This window comes from Pseudomonas sp. TE3899, assembly GCF_056279105.1.
This window is the reverse complement of record NZ_JBWBQR010000001.1, coordinates 962,431-985,989: the sequence shown is the minus strand read 5'-3', so window position 1 is coordinate 985,989 and position 23,559 is coordinate 962,431. Positions and strand designations below refer to the sequence as shown.

Sequence of the window (23,559 nt, the reverse complement as noted above, 5' to 3'; positions counted from 1 at the left end):
CAGGGAAACGAACCGATGGCAAAAGATGCAAAAGTCGAATCAAAAAACCAGACTTTTGTCAGTGGTCAGGCTGAGACTTTGGTCGGGCCCGCACCGTCATCCGCGGCGGGTCACACTCGCCACTGGCGCAGCCGAATCAAGGCCAGGACGCGCAACCTGAGCCGCTCCACCCAGTTTGTGATTGCTGCCGCGTTGATCCTGGGGCTGACGATGTTTTTCGTCGGCAAACTGGTGAGTGCACGAATAGAACGGGCCGCCGTGCAAAGCGCCGCCGAGGCCGGCGCCCATTACATGGAGGCGTTTCTGGAACCCTACGTTCAGGAGATGAGCCGCGATAACGGGCTGTCGCCCACCAGCATCAAGTCCCTGGACCGGCTCATGGAAAGCCGTTCGCTGAAGCGGCACATCGTCTCGATCAAGATCTGGCGCGCCGACGGCACCGTGGTGTACAGCACAGACAAATCCATCACCAATCGTAAATTCCCGATGGACGAGATCGCCGAAGCGCTCAAGGGCAATGTGGTCACCGACCTGGAGGACCTGGATCAGGAAGAGAACGAGTTCGAGCGAAATCTGAACGTGCCGCTCTATGAAATTTATGCGCCGCTGCGCGAATTCCACTCTGGAAAAATCATCGCCGTGGGCGAGTTTTATGAAAAGGCTGAAAGCCTGGAACAGGAAATCAATCGGGTACGTCAACAAGTGTGGATGGTAGTCGGCGCCGCGACGCTGGCCATGCTGGCGCTGCTGTTCTTCCTGGTGCGACGCGGCGACAAAATCATTCAGCGCCAGCAAGTGGCTTTGCGCTTGCGCTTGCTGGAGCAAACCCGGTTGCACGTCAGTAATGCCGCGCTGCAGCGCAAGATGACCACCGCGACCCAGGAGTTTTCACGCATCAACGAACTGACCCTGCGCCGCATCGGGGCGGACCTGCACGACGGCCCGGCGCAACTGTTGACCCTGATTCTGATCCGGCTCGACGATCTGGCCGAGAACTGCACGGAAGTCGATCAGGAGTCGATGGAAACCATTCGCGGCGCGGCCACCGATGCGTTGCGCGAGGTACGGGATCTGTCCCGGGGGTTGGCCCTTCCGGAAATCAACGAACTGACCCTGTTGGAGGAGTTGCGGCTGGTGGCACAACGGCACGAGCAACGCACCGGCACCAAAGTCAAACTGAAACTGGGGCCGTTGCCGGAAGCGGTGCAGCTACCGCTCAAACTTTGCATCTACCGTTTCGTCCAGGAAACCCTGAACAATGCCTACCACCACGCCCAAGGCAAAGGTCAGATTGTCAGCGGGAACCATGTCAACGGGACGTTGCTCATCACCGTCAAAGACAGTGGCCCGGGCATGGCAGCCGACGCCTTGGTGGCTGACCCCGATGGCAGGATACGGTTGGGGCTGGCCGGTTTGCGTTATCGGGTCGAATCCCTGGGCGGGCAGTTCAGTATTGATTCATCACCCGGCAAAGGCACCTTGGTCAACGCACAATTCAAGCTGTAGTCAGGAGCCATCCCGGACGCCCAGATGCGCCGCCCCAGGGCTGATGTGCAGTCGGCTGATGGCCTCGCGCTCCCAATAACGCCTCAGGGCCGTGACCGCTTCCACACGATTACGCGCATGCAGCTTCTGCATCACGCAGGTCATGTAGTACTTGACGGTTTTTTCACTGATCAGCAGCTTTGACGCCACTTCCTTATTGGTCAGGCCTTTTGAGACTTCTCGAATGATCTGCTCCTCCCGATGGGTGAGGTCGATCTTGTGCACTTGCGCTTCGTGCTTTTTGAAATTGATCAGCAGCTTATTGGCAAATTCGGGCGTGATGTACGTTTCACCCCGGGCAATCGAGCGGATCGCCAGTACCAGGTCCGGTCCGCTGACCCCTTTCAATACATAGCCGCGCGCCCCGGCTTCAAGCGCCGAGTAAGCATCATCCTCGGACTCGGAAACGGTCAGCATCAACACTTTGACGTCTGGCAAATGCGTGGCAATGAAGCGCACCGCGCCAAACACATCGCCCGGCATATTGACGTCCATCAGCATCACATCCGGACGTTCGCGCTGGGCGATATCCCGGGCATCGTCCGCGCTGGCGCCCTGCTCCACGACTTGCAGGTCAGCCCTTTTTCTCAGCGTATTGGCCACACCTTCACGCAACAACGGATGATCGTCGGCAATGCCGATTCGAATAAAAGGGTTCATGACGCACTCCCCGGGAGGCCAAGTACTCGGACACACATTGATTAATAGCAGGTAACCCCATCGCACGCCGGTCGTCGGTCGGGTACGGCCAGGGCCAAAACGTCGAAAATTAGACTTAGGTCGGACGAAATTCAGCCGTCAACAAGCCCTCATCATCACAACCCGCTGAAAAACACGTCGCCAACTCATTGTTTTACAACACAGTCAAAACCGCCAAAAAAACGCCAACGGCATAAAACCCGGACCTGCCCCTGATCCGACCAACAGTCGCTCTCCTACGCTGAGGTACATAAAACCACGGCATTGGAACCTTCCGATGGACAAGAAAACCCAGCAGCGATCCGAGTTTGCCGAAGTGTTTTTTCGGCTGCGCCATACCTTCTATTCGCTGGCCGGCTTCAGTGGCGTGATCAACGTGCTGATGCTGGCACCGGCCATTTATATGCTGCAGGTGTACGACCGGGCACTGGTCAGCAGTAACCTCACCACGCTGCTGATGCTGACGATTCTGATGATCGGTTTGTACACCCTGCTGGCCATGCTGGAAGTGGTGCGCACACGGGTGCTGATCCGGGTTGGCAATCGGCTGGACATGGCGCTGAACCGTCGCGTATTTACTGCCGCCTTCGAGCGCAATCTGCAGCGTGCCGGCGGCAACCCGGCGCAGGCTCTGCAAGACCTCGCGCAAGTGCGTCAGTTTCTCACCGGCAACGGCCTGTTTGCGTTCTTCGATGCGCCATGGACGCCGATCTACCTGTTCGTCGCCTACCTGATTCACCCGTTGCTTGGGGCCGTTACCCTCGGCGGCTCGCTGATCCTGGTCGCCCTGACCTGGCTCACCGAAATAGCCACCAAAAAACCCTTGGGTGAAGCGGGCATGGCCGCCCAGGTCTCCGGCACCTTCGCCAACAACAACCTGCGCAACGCCGAAGTCATCGAAGCCATGGGCATGTTGCCGGCGATCACCCGGCGCTGGTTCGGCAGTCACCTGCGGATACTGGAAATGCAAACCCTGGCGTCCGACCGGGCTGCCTACATCAGCGGTTTGGGGCGTTTTGTGCGGATCACCCTGCAATCGCTGATCCTTGGCACCGGTGCCTTGCTGGCGATTGAAGGCTCAATCACCCCCGGCATGATGATCGCCTGCTCGATCCTCAGCGGCCGCGCGCTGGCGCCGGTGGAGCAACTGATCGGCGCCTGGAAGCAACTGTTGACCAGCCGCCGCGCCTGGTCGCGATTGAGGAACCTGCTGCAGGAATTCCCGCCCAGGGCCGATGCGATGAAGCTGCAGCGGCCGTTGGGCATGCTCTCGGTGGAGCACCTGCACGCCGGGGCGCCAGGCATGAGCCAATCGATCATTCGCGGCCCGCACTTCAACCTGTCGCCAGGCGAATCCCTGGGCATCATCGGCCCGTCCGCATCCGGTAAATCGACCCTGGCGCGTCTGCTGGTGGGCATCTGGCCGGCGCAAAGCGGCAAGGTGCGCCTCGACGGCGTGGACGTTTACCTGTGGAACAAGGAGGAGCTCGGGCCTTGGGTCGGTTACCTGCCCCAGGACGTGGAATTGTTCGAAGGCAGCATCGCCGACAACATCGCGCGCTTCGGTGAAGTCGACAGTGACGCGGTGATCGTCGCGGCCAAGCGCGCCGGGGTGCACGACATGATCCTGCGCTTTGCCCACGGCTACGACACCGTCCTGGACGTGGACGGCAACCCGCTGTCCGGCGGGCAGCGCCAGCGCATCGGCCTGGCCCGCGCGCTCTACGGCGAGCCGGCGATCATCGTGCTCGACGAGCCGAACGCCAACCTCGACGACGCCGGTGAAAAGGCCCTGATCGAGGTCCTTGAAGACCTCAAGGTCCGGGGTTGCACCACGGTCCTGATCTCCCACCGCCCGAGCATCCTCGGCACCGTCGACAAAGTGCTGATGCTGCGAGAAGGCAGCACCCAACTGTTCGGTCCCCGGGAGGAAGTGTTTGCCGCCCTGCGTCAAACCAGCGTGCTGCCGACCGTGGGCGCACCCACCCTGTCAGCCGTTCGCGGGAGAGAATAAATGGGCGCCTTGAGTCTCGATCCCCGTGGCCAGGAACTGCAAAGCGCAGCGGCTAATATCGATGTCGATGACCACCGCCCGGCACGCTGGGGCGTGTTGCTGGTGATCCTCGGGTTTGGCGGGTTTCTGCTGTGGTCGTGGCTGGCGCCGCTGGACGCCGGGATCGTCGCCACGGCCACGGTCAAAGTCACCAGCAACCGCAAGACCATCCAGCACCTCACGGGCGGCAGCGTCGAAGCGATTCTGGTGCGCGAAGGCGACAGCGTCAGCAAGGATCAGGAACTGGTACGCCTCGACGCGACGCAAGCGTTGTCAGAACAAGGGGTGGTCAATGCCCAGTTCATTGCCACCAAAACCATGGAAAACCGTTTGGAAGCCGAACGTGACGGCTTGCCCGACGTGGCCTTCGACCCCGCCATGGTGCAGCGCTACGCCGGTAACGAGCACCTGAACAACGCAATCCTCCTGCAACGGCATTTGTTCACCACGCGCCGCGCCGCCCTTGAGGGCGAAATCGGCATCCTGCGTGAATCACTCAACTCCGCCGAGGCGCAGATCAAGGGTTTGCAGCACATCTACGGCGCCCGCTCGGCACAGATCGGCTTCCTCAATCAGGAACTGGTCGGGGTGCGCCAACTGGCCGCCGAGGGCTATGTGCCGCGCAACCGCATGCTGGAACTCGAACGCACTGGCTCGGACCTCAATGCCTCCCAGGCCGATAACCTCAACAACATTGCCCGGGCCAAGGGCCAGGTGGCGGATATCAAGTTGCGCATCCTGCAGCGCGAGTTCGACTACCGCAAGGAAGTGCAGTCGATGCTGGCCGATGTGCAGAAGGAAAACAGCGCCCTCACCGACCGCTTGCAGGCCCTGGATTATCAGGTGCGGCACACGGTGATCCGTTCGCCCATCGACGGCATGGTCCAGGGTTTGAGCGTGTCGACCATCGGCGGTGTGATCGCTCCCGGTTTCAAGATCATGGAAATCGTACCGGGCCACGAACCGTTGCAGATCGACGCGATGATTCCGGTGCAAGCCATCGACCGCATGTCACCAGGCCTGCCGGTGAGCATCTCGTTCCCGGCGTTCAACCACGTGCAGACACCGAACATCCCGGGCCAGGTGCTGACCATTTCCGCCGACCGGCTGCTGAATGAAGAAAACAAGCAGCCGTTCTACCTGGCGCAGATCGAAGTGACGCCGGCCGGCATGGCCATGCTCGGCAGCAACCACATCCGTGCGGGGATGCCGGCCTCGGTCACCATCAAGACCGGTGAGCGCAACATGCTCAGCTACCTGTTGAAACCGCTGCTGGACCGCGTCAATAGCGCGTTCAAGGAGCAATGACGTGAAGCGGTTCATTGGCATTGCCGCTTTGCTGACCCTGGCTCAATCAGCCGCAGCCCTGGACCTTCGCGAGTCCTGGAATTTGATGCAGTTCCAGGGCCCGACCTACCTGTCCGCCGGTCACGAAAGAGATGCGGCCCTGGAAAACCGTGCCATCGGCCATTCCGGGCTGTTGCCAAAAATCGGCATCACCGCGTTCGACAACCACATCAACGGCACGCAAAAGCAGCCGGATTTTTACGGCAACAGCCACACCAACGACCTGAACTACAACTCCCGGGGCGCGACGTTGCAACTGCGCCAACCGCTCTTTAACAAGCAAAAAATGGCCGAATATCGCCAGGGCGAATACCAGGCCGACTACGGCGTGGCGGTGTTCGATGGCAAGGCGCAGGACGCGGCAGTGAAGCTGGCCGGGCGTTACTTCGACGTGTTGCTGGCCCACGAAACCGTGGAACTGGCGACGGCCAAACTCAAATCCTTCGATGAACAAGTGGCCTCGACCCAACGGCGCAAGGACCTGGGCGACGGCACCATCACCGACATCGACGAAGCCGTGGCCCGGCGCGACCTGGCCCAGGCTGAACTGATCGAAGCCGAAGACAGCGTGACCGTGGCCCGGCGTCTGTTGCAGGAATACCTCGGCCAGCCCCCCGAAGACATCGCCACCCTGCAAGACACCTTCCCGACCCCGCCCCTGCAACCGGACAACCTGCAGGAATGGATCATCCGCGCCGGCACCGACAGCCCCTCGATTCGTGCCCGGCGCTTGAACGTCAACACTGCTGACGAAGAAGTGGCCAAGGCCAAGGCCGGACACTGGCCGACCCTTGATTTGGTGGTCGGTTACACCGCCGCCGACAGCGAAACCCTGTCCACCCAAAACCAGCGCAACCGCTACACCTCCGCCGGGCTGGAGCTGAACATTCCGCTGTACAGCGGCGGCTACGTCAGCGCTCGCGCCCGGCAGAGCGTCGCCACCCGGGACCAGGCCGAAGAGGACTTGAACGCCACCCGCGAGGAAATCATCTCCGGCACCACCCGGGAATTTCGCGGCGTGCAAAGCGGCGAAGCGCGCATCCATGCACTGGAAAAAGCGGTCAAATCCAGCGAGCGCTCACTGGACTCCTCGAAAAAAGGCTTCCTGGCCGGCAGCAGCACCAACGTCGACATCCTCAATGCCCAGGAGCAGATCTACACCGCCCGCCGTGACTTGTTCGAAGCCAAGCTGCGTTACCTGCTGGCCAAACTGCGGCTGGCGGCGGATGTGGGGGCATTGGGGGATGACGACATCGCCAGCGCCAATGCTTATCTGGGGCCGAAATTGGCGTTTTGAGCCGATGCACCGAACGCTTGAGAAACATCAATAAACAGCCAATCGGCATGGGTTACCTTGGCGTGACGCTCGCGCCCTGAGGATTCCCCATGCCTTCTACCCCCACCGAAGTGGATGTCGCCATTATCGGCGGCGGCCAGTCCGCACTCGCCGTGGCTTACTTCCTGCGCCGGACCCAGCGCTCGTTTGTGATCATCGATGCCGAAGCCGCACCGGGCGGCGCCTGGCGCCATGGCTGGAATTCGCTGCGACTGTTTTCACCCTCGACCTGGAGTTCCCTCCCCGGCTGGATGATGCCGCCGGTCACGGACGGCTACCCAAGCCGCGACAACGTAATCGATTACCTGCGCCAGTATGAACAGCGCTACCACTTCCCCATCGAGCGCCCCTATTGGGTAGACGCTATCGAGCGCCGGGACCATCGCCTGCACGTCAAAGCCCAGGGCCGTAGCTGGCTGGCCCGCACGGTGGTCAGCGCGACCGGCACCTGGCGCCATCCCTTCGTGCCGCATTACCCCGGCAACGAAACCTTTACCGGCCAGCAATTGCATTCGGCCCACTACGTGGACCCCAAGCCATTTGCCGGAAAAAAAGTCCTGGTGGTGGGCGGTGGCAACTCCGGCGCGCAGATCCTCGCTGAAGTGTCCCAAGTGGCAGACACCACATGGATCACCCCGCAAGCGCCGCAATTTCTCGCCGATGACGTCGACGGTCGAGTGCTGTTCGAACGCGCCACCGAACGCTGGAAGGCCCAGCTCGCCGGCATCGTCGTTGAGCAACCGGTCGGCGGGTTGGGCGATATCGTGATGGTGCCGCCGGTCCTCGACGCCCGGGAGCGTGGCGTGCTGCACGCCGTTCGACCTTTCCAGCGCTTCTCCGAAACCGGTGTGGTGTGGGCCGATGGCACCCAAACACCGGTCGATGCGGTGATCTGGTGCACCGGTTTCCGCCCGGCCCTCGGCTATCTGGAATCACTGGGCGTTTACACCGCCGATGGACGTGTCGCCGTCGAAGGCACCCATTCAATTCAAGAGCCGCGCTTGTGGCTGGTGGGCTATGGCGATTGGACGGGGGCCGCCTCTGCGACGCTGATCGGCGTCACGCGCACGGCACGCAGTACCGTGGAGGAGATCGGGCGATTTTTATCGGCGCAATGAATCGAGGGGAGCGCTGCGGTGAGGCCTGCGGGTTGTTCCGAGCGATTTAACCTTCAATAGCCGGCCTGCTTCAGGCCGCAGCCGGGCCATGGGTGTACGCGCGCAAACTGACCCGGCAGGGTGAAACCTACGCCAGCCACCGTGCCTTGCAACTGCACGACCTTGCTGTGGTCCGGGACATTGGCCCTGTAAGGGTGTACCTGAGCGAGCTCTATTGTGGAGGCCCGGCAAACGGGATGTTTGCCGGGCCATCTCTATGACCAGGGCGCGACGCATGCCCCTTTCAGCCGAGCCGGGGCAACGGCTTGACGATCATCAAACTGCAGGGCCCGTGGTTCAACACACTCTCGGCGGTACTGCCGATGAACCTGTCGACCCCAGGGTGATAGGTCGTGCCCAGCACCACCATGTCGAAGGCATTTTGCCGGGAGAAAAGCTCGATCACCTTGTGGGGGATGCCGGTCAGTAGATGCCGGCGTTTTTTCTCGATGTCATGGCGTTCGGCAAGCACATCAAAGGCCTCTTCCTGGGCATCGTTGACCGCGTCTCTCAAACTGTCATCCAGGCAGGGGGTCGGCAGACTCCGCTGCGCGCCGCCCACCACCGACCAGTTGTTGACGTTAAGCACGTGCAACGCGGCGCCACAGGAAAGCGCCAGCAGCGAGGCCAGGTCGAGAACCCGGTCATTGAGCCCTTGGGTCAGATCTTCCAGATGGGACAGATCAATGGCCGCCAGAATCTTCAACGGTTTGGGGTGGCTGGCTTCGGTCACCAAGAGCAAGGGGGCCGGACAGTCGCGCAGCAAGCGCCAGTCCAGCGGGCGGTGGAAAGCACGGTCGAGTGCGGGCACATGGTGGGTGTCCTTGATCACCAGATCCGCGTGGAAGTCATTCACATAGGTCAGCACCTGCGCCAGGCTTGACTTGGCCCAGACCACTTCCGTCGTCACCTGCAACCCCGCGCTCTGCTGAAACCGGGCTTGCTGCTCCAGCCAGTGACGATGCACCTGCAAGTAGCCCTCTCGGGCCTGGGCCATGGCGTCGTGGTTAAACACCCCGGCCAGCGCCAGTGCCTGCACATAATCGAAGGCCACGATGTGCAACAACGCGCCGGTGGCTATGGCCAATGCCTGCGCCCGATCAAACGCCGGGGTACGGGTCATTTCGGTGGGGGCAATCAAAAGGATTCGTTTGAGTTTGAGCATCACATACCTCGTCCAGGGAACGCTTTACCGGCCTGACTGCACACGGCAACGAACGAGCGCATGTTGGTTTCCCTCGGTTTATCGTAGCTGGAGCAAGCTGTCGTTCGAGTATCTGGCGTTGTCGGGCGCCGGCTCTGATCTTTGTCAACAAATGGGGGCTTTGGGTCAATGCACGAAGCCACGGCAGGCTTGCAGAGGTATTGTTGATATAGCTCAACGCATCAACGTCGCTCAGGCGTAGAAAAAAGCGGACGGCCTGTGTGCCTCATGGCACGGAGCAACACGTGCCCCCTATCACTGGAGTTGGCGATGCTGGCAGTCACGCTGATCAATACGCTGGTGGTCATCATCGTTGTCGTGATCCATTACGAATGCCTGTCGCGCCTGAACGATTGGCTGCCCCGGCTCAAGCTGTGGAGCCGTTTCAGGATTGTCGTCGGCGTGTTCGGTGCGCTGCTGGCCCACGCGATAGAAGTCTGGTGCTTCGCGCTGGTCTATTACCTGATGGCGCGCTCCGGCGAATGGGGCGCCCTGATTGGCAGTTTCGACGGCTCGTTCCTGGACTGCGTGTACTTTTCCTTCACCACCTACACAACCATCGGCTTCGGCGATATTTCACCCGTGGGCAACCTCAAATTCCTGACCGGTCTTGAGGCCCTGACCGGCCTGGTGCTCATCACCTGGACCGCCTCCTTTCTGTTTCTTGAAATGCAAAAGTACTGGAAGCACAAATAACCAATTTTCGTCGGCGGCGGGCCGGATTCAGACGCGCCTCAGCCGGTATCCCCCGGGAATCCGAACCGTCCAAGGCTTGATTTGCATCACCTCCCAGGCCATCACCCGGACCAAAGGTGCAGCGGTTTTTCCCCGTTCGTCGATTAGCCCGGCAAACGTCCGAACGAAAGCCGCATTCAATGACCCGCGATCTATGCTACGAGCACCCCAAGACGGTGCCATATTCCATGCCCGAAGCCCGCCCGCTTCAAATTCAACACCTTAAGGCCGCATGCTCCAACTGCAGTGTTTTGGAGCTGTGCCTGCCGATTGGCCTGACCAGCCCGGAGGTCGAGCGCCTCGACACGCTGATCGTGCAACGTTTGAAGGTTAAAAAAGGCGCAACCCTCTACCGCGCAGGCGATGCATTACGCTCGCTGTACGCGGTGCGTATCGGCTCGTTCAAGACCAGTGTGCTCTCGGTCGATGGTCGCGAGCAGGTCACGGGCTTCCAGATGCCCGGCGAAATACTCGGCCTGGACGCTATCAGCACCGACCTGCATGCCTGCAACGCGTTTGCCCTGGAAGACAGCGAAGTCTGCCCTATCCACTTCGCGCACCTGGAGAAACTCGCTCAGGAGCTGCCGTCACTGCAGCACAACCTGAACAAAATCCTGAGCCGGGAAATCGTGCGCGATCACGACATGCTGATGATGCTGGGCAATATGAACTCCGATGAGCGCCTGGCAGCCTTTTTGTTGAACCTGTCCCAGCGTTTGAATATGCGGGGGTATTCCTCGCGCAACTTCGTGCTGAAAATGCGCCGTGAGGAGATCGGCTCCTACCTGGGGCTGCGTCTGGAAACGATCTGCCGCGGCATCGCGCATCTGCGGGATCAAGGGCTGGTGGAAATCTCCGGCCGAAATGTCGACATCCAGAACATGGAAGGCCTCAAACAACTGGTTGTGGGCTGTCACCGCCCCTTGCGCTAGCACCGCACGGCAGCCGCCGCCACGACGTGACCAGGATGGCGGACCTCCCTTCACCATTACATCCGCCGGGTACTCCTCCACAAACACACAAATCAACACCCCCGTTACGGGTGTCTGATCCAGATCAGGTTTACACGCCGCCAACGGCGTACAAAGGAATGAACGGCGTGGTTCGTCACCGCGCGCCGACCTTTGAAACCGGATGGAGGATCACCCCATGCTCACCGTCAAAGACCACAATGATCGGGCGGCTGCCGCCTACGCCGCAGTCACCGGTAAATACTGGATCGAAGCGCTCAAGGACGGCCGCCATGTGTTGATTCGCCCCCTGACGGAAAAAGACCGCGACCGTGAATACGCGTTCATCAAGCGCCTGTCTCCAGAGTCCCGGCACATGCGTTTTCTCGCCCACATCAACGAGCCCGGCGCCGCCATGCTCAATCAGTTGATGGACGTCGATGACAAACAGCGTGCGGCCTTCATCGCGCTGGTCCATGAGAATGGCCATCTGATCGAGATCGGCTTGGCCCGTTACGCCGCCACCGGCGAAAGCGAGTGCGAATGTGCGGTAACAGTCGCCGATGAATGGAAGCACTTGGGGCTGGCCACGGCGTTGATGGAGCATTTGATCAAGGGCGCTCGCAAGAACGGTTTTCGCCAGATGTATTCGGTGGACGCCTCCAGCAATGCCCCGATGCGTGACCTGGCCAAGGCCCTGGGTTTCGAAACACGCAACGATCCCGACGACAGCTGTCAGGTCATCCATCGTCTTTGCCTGTAAACAATCGCCCCGCGACGGACCGGCCAACGGTTCATCGCGGGGCGATTCTGCGTCAACTCAGGATGACAGCGTGCGCCCTGGCTTGATCGCCAGCACGCTGCACGGCGCCCGATGCAAGAGTTGTTCGGCCGTGGTCCCCAGGAGTTTTTTCAACCCGCTGTGTTGTACGGTCCCCATGACGATCACGTCCGTCCCATGCTCCATTGCAAAGTCACAGATCCCCGACAGCGGTGCGCCCTCGATGAAATGGCGACGATCCGGCGGTACGCCATGACGTTCGGCCAGAGCGGCAAACGCCTCGTGTTGCGCCGCGCCCAGTGCCTCATAAATCCCGTTGGCCAGCGGCAATGCGCCTACGCCCATGTCTTGGGCATACAACGCCGTCCAGTCATACACATGCACCAGTTCGAGCGTGGCCACGCATTCTTCGGCCAGCTTCACCGCCGCCTCGATAATCCGGTCATTGAAGACCAGGTCCTGCTCCTCGCTGCGCAGCACATCGACAATCGCCAACACGCTGCGCGGCCGTGGGTGAACAGCATTCGTGACCAAATGCACCGGCACCGGGCAGTCGCGCAGCAACTGCCAGTCCAGGGGTGTGAAAAATACCCGTTTCAACGCTGATTCTTCCTGGGCATCCTTGATGATCAGCGTCAGCGACATCTCGTTGACGAAATGCAGGATTTCTTCATAAGGATGCTGTACCCACACCACCTCGCTGGTGACCTCGACACCGTGCCGGCTCATCAATCCGGCTTGCGCCGCGAGCCATTGCCGATGGGTTTGCAGATACCCTTCCCGGGCCAGGTTGATCTGCTCGGGGGCAAACAGGCCGGCCACCGCCAGGGCCTGCAGATAATCAAACGCCACGATGTGCAAGGGCAATTGCATGGCGAGCGCCAGTGCCGCGGCCCGGTCGAACGCCGGTGTGCGGGTCATGGCTGGGGGAGCGATCAACAGTAAACGCTGAGTCTGCGACATGGGGCACCTCGGCACGCGGCCATCTCAATGCAACGAATTGATCTACAGATTGAGCATTCCGGCCCGGGGCGACTTGATCTTAATCAGCTGTAACGTTCCTTTTTGCTGTTCACGTCGCACGTTTAAAGTCGATTTTGATCAACCCTCCCCGCTCTTTCCCCTGGTCTGGAACAACGTATCCCGCGCCAACGGCAGCATCGGAGGGGACAATGATCGAAAACAACCAGCCATTACGGGTAAGAGCATTGGATGCTGCGACAAATCCGGTATTGATCACCGAACGAACTGGTTGCATCGTCTGGATCAATAACGCGTTCTGCCTCCTGAGCGGTTATTCCAGGCCAGAGCTGGTCGGCAAAACCCCGCCTCTGCACGTCATGACGCGCCTCAGTGCAGCAAGGTGCCGGCCCACATCGCCAGCGTCAGCCCCAGCTGTCCGGGAATCACATAAGCGGCAAACCGCCGCCCGCCACTGATCCAGGCCACCAGGCATTTGCTCACGGCGTTGCTGCTGACCGCGATCAGCGCAGGGGTGGCCATGGCGTCGAACGGCAACTGACCGGATTTGACCAGGGCGGCAATCGACGCCGTCGAGGAGTGAGCGTCGGCGAAACCGGTGAAGGTGGCCGTCAGCATCACCCCCACCTCACCAAAGAGGTTGAGCATGACCGACGACAGCAAGGTGATGCCGGTCATGGTCAACGTGACGACCAGGGCCAGCTTGAGGTTGAACGCACCTCCAACCTTGATCGGCTGGCTGACACCGGTCGCTCGCTGGGAAAACATCAGGCACAGGCCATACAGCGCCGTGGCCGCGACACCGCACAACAACGGCCCCCACATGTGGCGCAACAGCCCGATGTCAACCGCTCCCAGAATCAGGCCGACCTGAATGACAGTGGCCAAATTGGACAATATCGCCGCCGCGGCCAGGACTCTGAGGTTGCCCGGTTCCTTGGTGACCAGATGTCCCATGGTGGCGATGGTTACGGTACTGGAAGCAAACCCGGAGGCGATGGCGCTGATCGCATAGCCGTAATGAGTGCCCAAAGCACGCACGGCGACATGCCCCACGGCCCCCACCGCCATCAACAACACAGTCAGGGTGCAAATGGTGCGCAGATTGATCGCGGCATAGGGACCGATGAAACGGTCCGGGGCCAGCGGCAACACCACCAGTGCGACGATCAACAACACCAAGCCATCGCGCATTTCAGCTTCGGTCAATTGGCTACGGGCGAAGTGGTGCAGTTTTTGACGGTACGTCAGCAACCCCGCCACCACCACGCCAATGGCAATGGCCAGTTCCGGCGCAGAGCCACACAACGCGCCCAATACCAACACCGTGAGTAACGCCACTTCACTGGTCACGCCGGGGTCATCGCTCAGGCTTCGCCAGTACGCCACCGTGACCAGCAACGCCACACAGATCGCCATGATCCCCAACAGCAAGCCACCACCGACCTGCATCGCCACATAGCCCAACAATGCCGTGATCGCGAACGTGCGCAAACCGGCACAGGCACGGCTGTCGCCTCGTCCCTTGTGCCGCTCGCGTTCAAGACCGATGAGCATGCCGATCCCCAGTGCAGCCGCTGCACCTGCTATGCCGAGTGTGTCATTCATTGGATGGATGTCCGGGTGGGCCGTGCCCGCCCTGGTTTCGACGTCGAGGGTCAATGGGCACAAGCCTGCACCGACCTGTTCAAGGATAGATTGATCATGATCAACCCATTGAGAATCGACGGCATCGCGGCAACCACACATCGGACGGCCCGCGCCGTAAGGCATCGGTTTGATACAGATCAAGTCTGAAACGCCGTCCGGCAGCATCTTGGTCAGATGTCACCGCCAACAGCCTCTCGCGGCCCTGTCGGCCAGCGTCGGCGTGATAACCCAAGGGAGATTTCCATGTCTGAGCAATCACGTTTCATGCTGGTCGCCTCACCGCTGATGCAAAACAGCCCTGCTTTCGACCGGGCCGCCGCACTGGCCAAGGCCGAAAATGCGGCGTTGCACATTGTGGCCTTCGATTACCTTGAGGGCTTGGCGACCGCCGGTCTGGTCAACGAACAGGCGCTGGAACAGATGCGCTTGGGCTATGTCGAGCGCCATCGCCAGTGGCTGGAGGACCAGGCCCGGCCCTTGCGCAACATCGGCGTCACTGTCACCACCGAAGTGGTCTGGGTCGAAAGGCCCTTGCAGGAGATCCTGATTCACCTCAAAGAACAGCCAATCGCCTTGCTGATCAAGGCGCTGGAACACGAATCGCTGCTCTCGCGGCTGATGTTTACCCCGCTGGACATTCACCTGCTGCGCGAATGCCCGGTGCCGCTGCACTTTGTGAGTCATGTGCAGCATGCCTTGCCGCGAAGAATCGTCGCGGCGGTCGACCCCTTCCATCGCGATGGCCAATACAAAGACTTCAACGACCGGATCCTGCGCGAGGCGGTGAAATTGGCGACCGCATGTAACGCCCTGGTCGACGTGATCTACGCCCATGACCTGTCCTCCATCAGCGCCGAGGAATTCGGCTTCGACAACGCCTCTGCGTACTTTTCCTCCGGCAATGCCAAGACCTTGTTCGACGCGCAGAGCCAGACGTTCAACGAACTGGCCGAGCGCAACGGCATCCCGCCGGAGCAACGCCACATGATCATGGGCAACCCGGCCAAGGTCCTGGCCAGTTATGCCGATGCCTACAACATCGATGTGATCGTCATGGGCCGGGTCGGCCATCACGGCATAGAGCGCCTGGTGGGCAGCACCGTGGAACACCTGCTGTACAAAATGCCCTGCAGCGTTTGGGTGGTGTCACCGGAGGTACTGGCGGATTGAGCAACGGACGCTAAACGGAAAAAAGGGGCCGACGTGTGAGCGTCGGCCCCTTTGTATTTCGCATTAAGCCAGCCTGACCGAGACAAGCCACGCTTAAGAAAGCAGCGCCCTGAGTCGTTCTGGGACGGCGACGACTTCTTTGGTCTCAGGCGAAATACACACGTGGGTGACCGTCGCGGTAAACGCTAACGTCTCGTCCCGGATAAAACCTTCGACCCGAAAAGTGAAGGAATGAACCCCCACCTTGGCCACACTGACTTTGATGCTCAGCTCATCATCCCAGGTCAACAGCTTGAGCATCTCCACCGACATAGCCCGCACCGGCGGCAGCACATCAAAACCCATCAGCGTTCGAAGGCCGGGGGCGCCCAGCCAACTGTCCAGCGCGGTGTAAATGGCCTCAATGGCGAAGTAGGAAAATCGCGGCGTAAACACCACGCCAGCGGGGTCGCAGTCGCCGAATGAAACGGTTCTACTGACAAACACTGCATCAGGCATTAAATAGTTCTCCCTGTTGTTTAAATGGAAGGCGCATCCCCATGAAAAGCACCCTCGACCACCTCGCCATCGTCGCCCCCGACCTCGACAGCGGCTGCGCCTTCGTCAGCCGCGTGCTTGGCGTCGACCTGCAACCGGGCGGCGCGCATCCGCGCATGGGCACCCATAACCGGTTACTGCGCCTGGGCCCGGACGTTTATCTGGAAGTGATCGCCATAGACCCCACCGCCCAAAGCCCCGACCGGCCGCGCTGGTTCGGCATGGACGACTTGGCGGGTGATACGCCGCCGCGCCTTGCCACATGGGTCGCCCGCACCGACGACATCCACGCCATGAGCGAAACCTGTCGCGCCATCCTCGGCAATCCCGAACCCATGACCCGAGGCACCCTGGCCTGGCAAATCACCCTCCCCGCCGACGGCAGCCTGCCGCTGAACGGGTCAGCGCCAACGTTGATTCAATGGGCGCAAACGCCACATCCCGCGAGCGCCATGCTGGACCGAGGCTGTGAGCTGGTGGCGCTGGACGTGTTCGATCCCGATCCCGCAAAAGTCCAGGCGCTGTTCAGCGCGATCAACTTTACCGGGCCGGTTCATCTGCATGCCCTGGAAGCGACCGCAAAGCCTTACCTCGTCGCACATATCCAAACCCCAAACGGCCTGAAAACCTTGCCGATTGTTCATGCTTAAGATCCCGCGCCTACACCAGCCGCTCAATCTTCTGATGCCGCCAAACAAACTTGTAATACACCGTCTGCAACGCCAGCATCCCCAAATACGCCACCGGAAACGCCATCCACACGCCCTGCAATCCGTACTTCGCATCCAACAGATACGCCACCGGCAACTGCACCCCGACCACACAAACAATCGAAATCACCATCGGCACCAACACCGTGCCGCTGGCGCGCATGATCCCGCCGATAATCGCCTGGAAGCCAAACACCAACAGACTCCACAACATGATGTGCAACAGATGCTCCGCCATCGCCCGGGTCGAATCCTCCGTCAGGAACAAACCCAACAACCAGTGCGACAACAAATACCCCAGCAACACCAAACCACCGGTCAAACACACATTAATCAAAATCCCCGTGCGCAGAATCGGCGTGATCCGCTCCAGCCGCCCCGCCCCAATCGCCTGCGCCCCAAGAATCGACGCCGTGATCGCAATCGACAACGCCGGAAACTGCACGTAATTCACAATCTGCGTCACCGCCCCATACGCCGCCGTCGCCTGGGAACCGTGCTGATTCACCAACGCCAGAATCACCAACTCCGACGCCGACAACACCACCATCTGCAACCCGGTCGGTAACCCGATGCGCAACACCTTGCCCAGAATGTCCAGGTCCAACCGCATCGCCGCAAACATCTCCCGATCCGGCGCCAACGGATGCCCCTTACGAATCAACCGCCACGCCAACCACCCCATCGCCGACAAATTCCCCGCCAACCCCGCAAACGCCGCACTCTGAATCCCCATCGGCGCAAAACCCAGCCAGCCTTTAATCAAGGCAGGCGTCAGCGCCAGACCGATGCACGTAGAAACAATCAACGCCACCAACGGCGAAACGGTATCACTCACCCCACGCAGCAACTGCGTAAACAGCACGTAAACCAACAGCGACGGCATGATCCACATCATCACGTGGGCGTAGGCCACCGCATCGTCCAACACATCCGCCGGCGTGCCCAAGCCTTGCAAGGCTGGCCGCGCAAACACACTCCCCAACACCGCCGCCACCAACCCAATCATCGCGCCCAACAGCAAAGTCGTGGCGGCGATGGTCTTCACCAGATGCGTTTCCCGCGCGCCCCAGGCTTGGCCGATGAGCACACCCGCGCCCGCGCCGAGGCCGATGACCAGGGCAATGAAGAAGAAGACGATGGGGAACATGCCCGAGACGGCTGCGAGGGCTTGGGTGCCGAGCATTTGGCCGATGTAGATGCTGTTGATCGTGCCCGACATGGATTGGAGGAAATTGGAGAGGACCATGGGGGCTAGGAAAAGGAGGTAGGTTTTCCAGAGGGGGATGGAGGTGGTGGGGGTTTGCATTGAGGCTCCGTCTCAGGTGGGGGCTGGGGCTTGGGGGATTCTACGCTAGGGGGGTGGCTTCGAGGCGCTCAGATTCGAGGATTTGGATAGTTTGAGGAAAGTATGTTTCGGCCACGGACTGTCCGCTCGGCCCTCTTCTTCCTTGACGTTTGCCCGTCACGATTGACGGGAATCACATCCTAATTATTGTTCATCGAACCCATGATGAGATAGGCGTCACGGCCGTGCCAATATTACTTATCTCGGACGACATATACTTAAAAAACAATTAGTTAGGTTATATTTGGAAAGACCGCGACCGACATAACGAGGAAAGTTTGATATAGGTTTGTTTAGCAATAAAAAACAGATGATCGGTAGCAGATGATTTTTTAGCGTGAAAGTTCATAAAAATAGTAGTCCTGAGATTGACAGGGCATACATCCTGTCCTAGGCTCAATTTCGCAGGTGTATCACGCCTGTTCCGCTCTTTAAAAGTCACGTTTGCAAGGAAATCGAAGCCTTCTTTGGCGATCTCGTAAGAGATCATGACCGGCCCCTCGGTACCCCTGTGCGAATCGCAGAGCGCGGCATGCGCGAAATCGATTTGCGCTTGCGAGGGTTGTCTGGCGTAAAAGCTGAGAGTCCTCTTAAGTCAATATACATATTCCTTGCTGTTTCTCTCTTTGGTCTGGCCGGCTTCGCATTTTGCGTTGCCTATTCAAGGAGAAAATCTATGTACAAACTACATGTTGTAATCTACGTGACTAGAAAAAATAAGAGCATTCGTACGAAGCTTGGAGACAGGCTCGCAACGAAAGGAATTGACTTAAGAGCAACCATAAAAAAACTGACTGTTTCAGCTGTTTTTGGTTGGGTTATCCGTTGGATCTTTTCAATCTTTATTGGAAGTGATAATAGCTAACTGACTCTCATCTTTTTTGCTTACCAAGGAGCAGCCGTGGCAAAGGACAAGCCTTACTATCCTCACCTTCCGATTGGAAGCGTTGAAGCACTCGCAAAATGTTTAGGGCTCCCTCCAAAACTTTTAAAAGACCTATCAGAAGACACCTCCAACTCTTATACCGAATTTAGAATTACATCTAAATCAGGTAAAGAGCGCATTGTCTATGATCCGAAATTTGAGCTAAAGCGGTTACAGAAAAGAATAAATTCTAGAATCTTTGAGGAGGTTTTCTACCCTACCTACCTGCAAGGAGGGATTAGAGACGAGGAAAACCCTAGAGACTATATCGTAAATGGCACTATCCATGCCGGATCAAAACATTTAATCGGAATTGATATAAAGGATTTTTATAACAATATCAAAGAAGATAGCGTTAAGCCTATATTTACTCGGCTTTTAAATTTTCCAGATGACGTGGCAAATATTTTGACAAAATTGGTCACGAGAGATGGCAGGGTGCCACAGGGGGCGTGTACTTCAAGCTATGTGGCCAATTTGGTTTTTTTTAACTCAGAATACTCACTTGTTAGCAGAATAAGGGCGCGAGGATTATCTTATACGCGCCTATTGGATGATGTGACTGTGAGTTCAATACGACCAATCACTAAAGAAGCAAGTACGGAGATAATTAAAGAAGTCGCCGCAATCTTCAAAAAACATAATCTTAGACTTAACAACAAGAAAACCAAGCAAGAATCGGCGAGCGACGTCAAGGCCGAATATAAGGTCACTGGAGTATGGGTTGGTCATGGAATACCTAAACTCAGAAAAGCTGAGCGACGACATATTAGGCAGCTAGTGTATATTTGCGAAAAAGAATATTTTAAATGCCGATTTTCTGAAGAGTACCACTCTCTGTGGAATAGAGTTTCTGGACAAGTCGCTAAGCTGACAAGATTAGAACATACGCAAGCGGAAGATTTAAGATTGCGAATGACGAGAATTTTACCAGAATATGACAACCAGATGAAAGCAAGCATAATATTTGAGGCTGACAAGTTACTTAAAAAACCTGTTGCTCATCATGTTAGGACGGGCGTCATAAACTCCTTAAATAAAACCTTGTATGCTCTGGGCATTTTGACTCGAACAGATAAACCTTTAGCCAGGCACTATAAGAAAATGCTTAGGCTTAGGTTCATAAATGCTCCTACAAAATCTGAAATGTGGGGATAATATGTCGAAAGATGATCAGGTCATATTTTCTGGATTCGTGACTACCTTTGATGCATTCAAAGGGTATGGATTTATCAGGAGAGCGGAAGGTAAAGACGTTTTCTTTTTCTATGATGACATTGACGATGAAGGGCACGACATCAACGTAGGTGATCGAGTCACTTTCATAATTGAAAAAGCCCCAAAAGGCCCAAAAGCCAAAAGTGTAAAAAAAACAGAACCAGTTCCGGTTTTATAAGAGTTGGATTGAGATATGCGTAAAACGAATTTGATCTTTTGAAAAATCGACAAGTTTCTTTTTGACGATGGCGAATACATCACAAATTTTTTATGAGGGAGAAACGCTATCTAGTATCTTGCCTGCTTTCGATACACCTCCTACAGCAACCTCGGAAATTTCTTATATCCGACCTAAAACGTAAACCTTACTCTCACCCCGCCCCCAAAAAGCGACCAGGTTTGGCGACCTGCAGATCGGATCAGTCCTTTACTAAAATCTGATTCGGAGTTTCACCCTTATGGAAAGATACATGCCTATCACCGGAATCGACCTGGTCCCGGCCTCCCTCCTCATCGACACCCAAGCCCCACTCGACGTCCTGCAAGCCATGGCCGATTACCGCATCCGCACGGTCACGCAGGTGTTGGAGAACATCGCTTACCGCGCTGAGATCGGTTGTGACACGGTGGTGTTGGCGGACTTTTCCAAGTTGTTGGTCATTCCGTTGCGCGATGGCTGTGATTTGATGGATGTGATCGGTCGGCGTTTGCGGGCGCAGGTTAAGGAGTAAGTGAAGACGGGTGCCGGGCAGGCACCCGTTTTTTTTGTCGGTTGGGCGCGTGGAGGCATAGAATCCGTCGCTCGCCTCGCCCCGACTTCGCAAGGATTGTGAATGCCTTCCCATAAACGCCTCAGCAGCGTGTGTCATAGCCTCGCTCACCACGCCGGCAGTTCGCTGTCCTGGGTTCATCCCCATTTAAGTGAGGCGTTGCGGCCGTTGGGTGTCAGGGTGGCAGCGGTTGATTTGACGAAAGAAGACGTCTGCCCTCCCGCGCTGAGAAGTCATCCCTATTTGTCTAACGGGCTCAATGCGTTGAAAACGCGTTTTGAGGAGATGCTCGGGGCGGAGGGTTTTGCGCTTTCGGCGCTGCAAGAGGCGACGGTGTTGTTTAACTTTGAAGACGGTAGCGACGACTATTGCTGTGAGTGCCATGCGCGGTTGGTCAGCGTGACTGGCCGGCAGTACGTGGCGGCGGTGAATTATTTGGGCAAGTCCATCGTTCCGCAGTCTGGGGCTTTTCAATAATGGGACCGAAGACTGAGCAGCTTATTGGCGTGCTTGAGCAACTTGCCGTGGTGCTTGAGAGCGATGGCGCTGTTCACTGGGGTCAGTGGATGCGCAAAGCGCGGGCGCATTTGTTGAACGGGGATGCCTATGGGGTTGAGTATCTGTTGTCAGCCTATGGCGGGATGAGTTCGCTCAATGATCTTGTGCTTGGCCAAAGTTCTATCGCGGGTGTGTTTGCCTGGAAACCCGGGCATGTTGAGTTGAATGAAAGGTTCGATGCGCTCAGGGATGAAGCTGCCACGCTCGCTTATGCGATTAAACGGGCTCAGGATTGATCGGCGAACACTTATCCGGCGTCCGCTGTGCCTTTACCCTCCTCTTTTTTATTTGAGTAACCGATGAACATGGATGAGTTTCATCAAGGCAGTTGTCTGTGCGGGGCCGTGACGTATGAGGTTTCGGGTCAGTTGAAAGCGGTGTCGCACTGTCATTGCGCCATTTGCCGGAAGGCCCATGGGGCGGCGTTTGCGACGTATGCCAGTGCGCCGAGGTCGGCGGTTTCCATTGCGAGCAGCGTGGAGGCGCTCAGGCGTTTTCAGTCGTCGGCCGGAGTGACGCGGCAGTTTTGTTCGATCTGTGGCACTTCGTTGTTTTGGTCGGATTCGAATGGCGAGTTTGCGGATTGGATTTCGATTGCGGTGGGTACGTTGGATACGCCGTTTCGGGCGCAGAAGCAGCGGCATACGTGTGTGTCCGAGAAGGCCTCGTGGTTTGAGATTGGGGATCAGTGGCCTCAGGATTGATAAATTTTAGTCACGGCTAATTCATTGAATGGATTAGTTTTTCTTTGCGCTTAAATGGATGGAAACGCAATGCAACCACCTGTCTCTGACCCGATAAAGCGGGATTACTCGCCACTGACCGTAGGCTCCGCGCTCGTCGTAATCTTCGGTTTGTTGATTATGTTGTTGCGAATTGCACAGGAGAATTACCTGATGGCGATTGGCGCCGTCTGGGTAGCGAACGGTCTGACGTTTGTCCTGCATGTGCTGTATTGGCGGCGTTATGGCTTGTCCGATGGCTTGAAGGTTGCTGTCGTGTTCCAAGGCTTGATTACGCTCGCACCGCTACTGGCAGGCAATTTTGGAGTGGCGTTGATTTTCTTGATGCTCGGTGGGGAACTGCGCTTTTGGTAGTGCGGATGTCGTGGCGATTGCAGGTTTTGGGGCTGCTTCGCAGCCCAACGGGGGCAAGCCCCCTCGCCACAGGGGATCGGGTCGATGGCGGATTATCAACCTCGCCGATAGCCCATTCTGCCAACCATCATTGGCGTCGATGGTCACCATCACGTCAATGAAGTTCTCATAAAAAATCCCCGGCGTAACATCCGCTCCATACCAACCAATAAACACCCCGGAGCACACCATCATGAAACGCCAAATCCTTCTCAGCATCGCTTTCTCGGTTTTTGCAGTTAACGCTTTTGCCGCTTCCCACACCATGATCGCCGAAGGCGGTTCGGATCGACTGATTGAAAGCCGTGTGGCTGAGGGTGGTTCGGATCGTCTGCAACAGAATCGTGTTGCCGAAGGTGGTTCGGATCGTTTGATCGAGAACCGCGTTGCTGAAGGTGGCTCGGATCGTCTGCAACAGAATCGCGTAGCTGAAGGCGGCTCGGATCGTCTGCAACAGAATCGCGTTGCTGAAGGTGGCTCCGATCGTCTGCAACAGAACCGCGTTGCCGAAGGTGGCTCCGATCGTCTGCAACAGAACCGCGTTGCTGAAGGTGGCTCCGATCGTCTGCAACAGAATCGTGTAGCCGAAGGTGGCTCCGATCGTCTGCAACAGAATCGCGTTGCTGAAGGTGGCTCGGATCGTCTGATCCAAAACCGCGTCGCATAAATGATTGGCTTTAAAGCGGTAACCAACAAAAAGCCCGGCCTGATCAGCCGGGCTTTTTCATGCCTGAAATAATTCAGTCCTA

Annotated in this window: 27 protein-coding genes; 20 read left to right on the top strand and 7 right to left on the bottom strand. The window is 57.9% G+C overall.

What is annotated here, in order from left to right; all coding sequences use genetic code 11:
* The first annotated feature begins 15 nt into the window (after nt 1-15).
* The gene (locus ACZ89E_RS04535) at nt 16-1,506 is read left to right on the top strand and encodes a sensor histidine kinase (RefSeq protein WP_476254956.1); all 1,491 of its coding nucleotides are present in this window, start codon (nt 16-18) and stop codon (nt 1,504-1,506) included.
* Here the strand turns inward: ACZ89E_RS04535 and ACZ89E_RS04530 are convergent, their stop codons facing one another.
* On the bottom strand, nt 1,507-2,205 hold the full coding sequence (locus ACZ89E_RS04530) for a response regulator (protein WP_149661662.1): 699 nt from the start codon (nt 2,203-2,205) through the stop codon (nt 1,507-1,509).
* 316 nt (nt 2,206-2,521) lie between these two features.
* On the opposite strand from ACZ89E_RS04530, the gene ACZ89E_RS04525 reads away from it, so the two are divergent.
* From ACZ89E_RS04525 to ACZ89E_RS04510, 4 genes are all read left to right on the top strand, one after another.
* Complete coding sequence (locus tag ACZ89E_RS04525; protein ID WP_463257722.1) at nt 2,522-4,258, top strand: type I secretion system permease/ATPase; 1,737 nt, start codon at nt 2,522-2,524, stop codon at nt 4,256-4,258.
* Nucleotides 4,259-5,605 carry an HlyD family type I secretion periplasmic adaptor subunit gene (locus ACZ89E_RS04520; RefSeq protein WP_463257723.1) on the top strand — a complete coding sequence of 449 codons (1,347 nt, stop codon included), beginning with the start codon at nt 4,259-4,261 and terminating at the stop codon, nt 5,603-5,605.
* 1 nt (nt 5,606) lies between these two features.
* Nucleotides 5,607-6,941, top strand: a complete 1,335-nt coding sequence (locus tag ACZ89E_RS04515) for a TolC family outer membrane protein (RefSeq protein WP_256672397.1) — start codon at nt 5,607-5,609, stop codon at nt 6,939-6,941.
* Between the two features lie 89 nt (nt 6,942-7,030).
* Nucleotides 7,031-8,098, top strand: coding sequence for an ArsO family NAD(P)H-dependent flavin-containing monooxygenase (locus tag ACZ89E_RS04510; RefSeq protein WP_463257724.1), 1,068 nt, complete (start codon nt 7,031-7,033; stop codon nt 8,096-8,098).
* Between the two features lie 283 nt (nt 8,099-8,381).
* Here ACZ89E_RS04510 and ACZ89E_RS04505 read toward each other — a convergent pair whose 3' ends face one another.
* Complete coding sequence (locus ACZ89E_RS04505; protein ID WP_476254955.1) at nt 8,382-9,302, bottom strand: universal stress protein; 921 nt, start codon at nt 9,300-9,302, stop codon at nt 8,382-8,384.
* Nucleotides 9,303-9,611: 309 nt separating this feature from the next.
* Between ACZ89E_RS04505 and ACZ89E_RS04500 the strand changes: the two genes are divergently transcribed.
* The 3 genes from ACZ89E_RS04500 to ACZ89E_RS04490 all read left to right on the top strand — a co-directional run bounded on the left by ACZ89E_RS04500 (nt 9,612) and on the right by ACZ89E_RS04490 (nt 11,789).
* On the top strand, nt 9,612-10,037 hold the full coding sequence (locus tag ACZ89E_RS04500; RefSeq protein ID WP_463257726.1) for a potassium channel family protein: 426 nt from the start codon (nt 9,612-9,614) through the stop codon (nt 10,035-10,037).
* A gap of 227 nt (nt 10,038-10,264) precedes the next feature.
* Nucleotides 10,265-11,008 carry a fumarate/nitrate reduction transcriptional regulator Fnr gene (fnr, locus tag ACZ89E_RS04495; protein WP_149661698.1) on the top strand — a complete coding sequence of 248 codons (744 nt, stop codon included), beginning with the start codon at nt 10,265-10,267 and terminating at the stop codon, nt 11,006-11,008.
* Nucleotides 11,009-11,225: 217 nt separating this feature from the next.
* Nucleotides 11,226-11,789, top strand: a complete 564-nt coding sequence (locus tag ACZ89E_RS04490) for a GNAT family N-acetyltransferase (RefSeq protein WP_149661656.1) — start codon at nt 11,226-11,228, stop codon at nt 11,787-11,789.
* Nucleotides 11,790-11,846: 57 nt separating this feature from the next.
* Here the strand turns inward: ACZ89E_RS04490 and ACZ89E_RS04485 are convergent, their stop codons facing one another.
* On the bottom strand, nt 11,847-12,770 hold the full coding sequence (locus ACZ89E_RS04485) for a universal stress protein (RefSeq protein ID WP_149661655.1): 924 nt from the start codon (nt 12,768-12,770) through the stop codon (nt 11,847-11,849).
* 109 nt (nt 12,771-12,879) lie between these two features.
* On the bottom strand, nt 12,880-13,065 hold the full coding sequence (locus ACZ89E_RS04480; protein WP_256672398.1) for a hypothetical protein: 186 nt from the start codon (nt 13,063-13,065) through the stop codon (nt 12,880-12,882).
* Here ACZ89E_RS04480 and ACZ89E_RS04475 point away from each other — a divergent pair.
* The gene (locus ACZ89E_RS04475) at nt 12,980-13,246 is read left to right on the top strand and encodes a PAS domain-containing protein (protein WP_476254954.1); all 267 of its coding nucleotides are present in this window, start codon (nt 12,980-12,982) and stop codon (nt 13,244-13,246) included. The genes ACZ89E_RS04480 and ACZ89E_RS04475 overlap by 86 nt on opposite strands.
* Here ACZ89E_RS04475 and ACZ89E_RS04470 read toward each other — a convergent pair.
* A complete protein-coding gene (locus tag ACZ89E_RS04470; RefSeq protein WP_463257730.1) occupies nt 13,158-14,396 on the bottom strand; it encodes an MgtC/SapB family protein in 1,239 nt (412 codons plus the stop codon). The two genes, ACZ89E_RS04475 and ACZ89E_RS04470, sit on opposite strands and share 89 nt — an antisense overlap.
* 285 nt (nt 14,397-14,681) lie before the next feature.
* Here ACZ89E_RS04470 and ACZ89E_RS04465 point away from each other — a divergent pair, with 285 nt between their 5' ends.
* Nucleotides 14,682-15,608, top strand: coding sequence for a universal stress protein (locus tag ACZ89E_RS04465; protein ID WP_476254953.1), 927 nt, complete (start codon nt 14,682-14,684; stop codon nt 15,606-15,608).
* A gap of 93 nt (nt 15,609-15,701) precedes the next feature.
* Here the strand turns inward: ACZ89E_RS04465 and ACZ89E_RS04460 are convergent, their stop codons facing one another.
* Nucleotides 15,702-16,106 (bottom strand): acyl-CoA thioesterase, encoded by a 405-nt coding sequence (locus tag ACZ89E_RS04460; RefSeq protein ID WP_476254952.1) that lies wholly within the window; start codon nt 16,104-16,106, stop codon nt 15,702-15,704.
* Nucleotides 16,107-16,147: 41 nt separating this feature from the next.
* On the opposite strand from ACZ89E_RS04460, the gene ACZ89E_RS04455 reads away from it, so the two are divergent.
* On the top strand, nt 16,148-16,795 hold the full coding sequence (locus ACZ89E_RS04455; protein ID WP_476254951.1) for a VOC family protein: 648 nt from the start codon (nt 16,148-16,150) through the stop codon (nt 16,793-16,795).
* Nucleotides 16,796-16,805: 10 nt separating this feature from the next.
* Here the strand turns inward: ACZ89E_RS04455 and ACZ89E_RS04450 are convergent, their stop codons facing one another.
* Nucleotides 16,806-18,164 carry an MATE family efflux transporter gene (locus ACZ89E_RS04450; protein WP_149661650.1) on the bottom strand — a complete coding sequence of 453 codons (1,359 nt, stop codon included), beginning with the start codon at nt 18,162-18,164 and terminating at the stop codon, nt 16,806-16,808.
* Nucleotides 18,165-18,735: 571 nt separating this feature from the next.
* Here ACZ89E_RS04450 and ACZ89E_RS04445 point away from each other — a divergent pair.
* The 9 genes from ACZ89E_RS04445 to ACZ89E_RS04405 all read left to right on the top strand — a co-directional run bounded on the left by ACZ89E_RS04445 (nt 18,736) and on the right by ACZ89E_RS04405 (nt 23,477).
* The gene (locus tag ACZ89E_RS04445) at nt 18,736-19,068 is read left to right on the top strand and encodes a hypothetical protein (RefSeq protein WP_476254950.1); all 333 of its coding nucleotides are present in this window, start codon (nt 18,736-18,738) and stop codon (nt 19,066-19,068) included.
* A 36-nt stretch (nt 19,069-19,104) separates the two neighbouring features.
* On the top strand, nt 19,105-20,286 hold the full coding sequence (locus tag ACZ89E_RS04440; protein ID WP_476254949.1) for a reverse transcriptase family protein: 1,182 nt from the start codon (nt 19,105-19,107) through the stop codon (nt 20,284-20,286).
* A 1-nt stretch (nt 20,287) separates the two neighbouring features.
* On the top strand, nt 20,288-20,524 hold the full coding sequence (locus ACZ89E_RS04435) for a retron Se72 family effector protein (RefSeq protein WP_476254948.1): 237 nt from the start codon (nt 20,288-20,290) through the stop codon (nt 20,522-20,524).
* Nucleotides 20,525-20,804: 280 nt separating this feature from the next.
* Entirely contained in the window at nt 20,805-21,077 is a 273-nt protein-coding gene (locus ACZ89E_RS04430) for a hypothetical protein (protein WP_123402772.1), read from the top strand.
* Nucleotides 21,078-21,179: 102 nt separating this feature from the next.
* Nucleotides 21,180-21,593 (top strand): hypothetical protein, encoded by a 414-nt coding sequence (locus tag ACZ89E_RS04425; protein WP_476254947.1) that lies wholly within the window; start codon nt 21,180-21,182, stop codon nt 21,591-21,593.
* Nucleotides 21,593-21,910 carry a DUF6966 domain-containing protein gene (locus ACZ89E_RS04420; protein ID WP_463257745.1) on the top strand — a complete coding sequence of 106 codons (318 nt, stop codon included), beginning with the start codon at nt 21,593-21,595 and terminating at the stop codon, nt 21,908-21,910. The genes ACZ89E_RS04425 and ACZ89E_RS04420 overlap by 1 nt, the downstream gene beginning before the upstream one ends.
* A gap of 69 nt (nt 21,911-21,979) precedes the next feature.
* A complete protein-coding gene (locus ACZ89E_RS04415) occupies nt 21,980-22,378 on the top strand; it encodes a GFA family protein (RefSeq protein ID WP_476257016.1) in 399 nt (132 codons plus the stop codon).
* 69 nt (nt 22,379-22,447) lie between these two features.
* The gene (locus ACZ89E_RS04410; RefSeq protein WP_476254946.1) at nt 22,448-22,771 is read left to right on the top strand and encodes a hypothetical protein; all 324 of its coding nucleotides are present in this window, start codon (nt 22,448-22,450) and stop codon (nt 22,769-22,771) included.
* Nucleotides 22,772-23,003: 232 nt separating this feature from the next.
* Nucleotides 23,004-23,477, top strand: coding sequence for a phage infection protein (locus ACZ89E_RS04405; protein WP_149659744.1), 474 nt, complete (start codon nt 23,004-23,006; stop codon nt 23,475-23,477).
* Nucleotides 23,478-23,559: the final 82 nt, after the last annotated feature.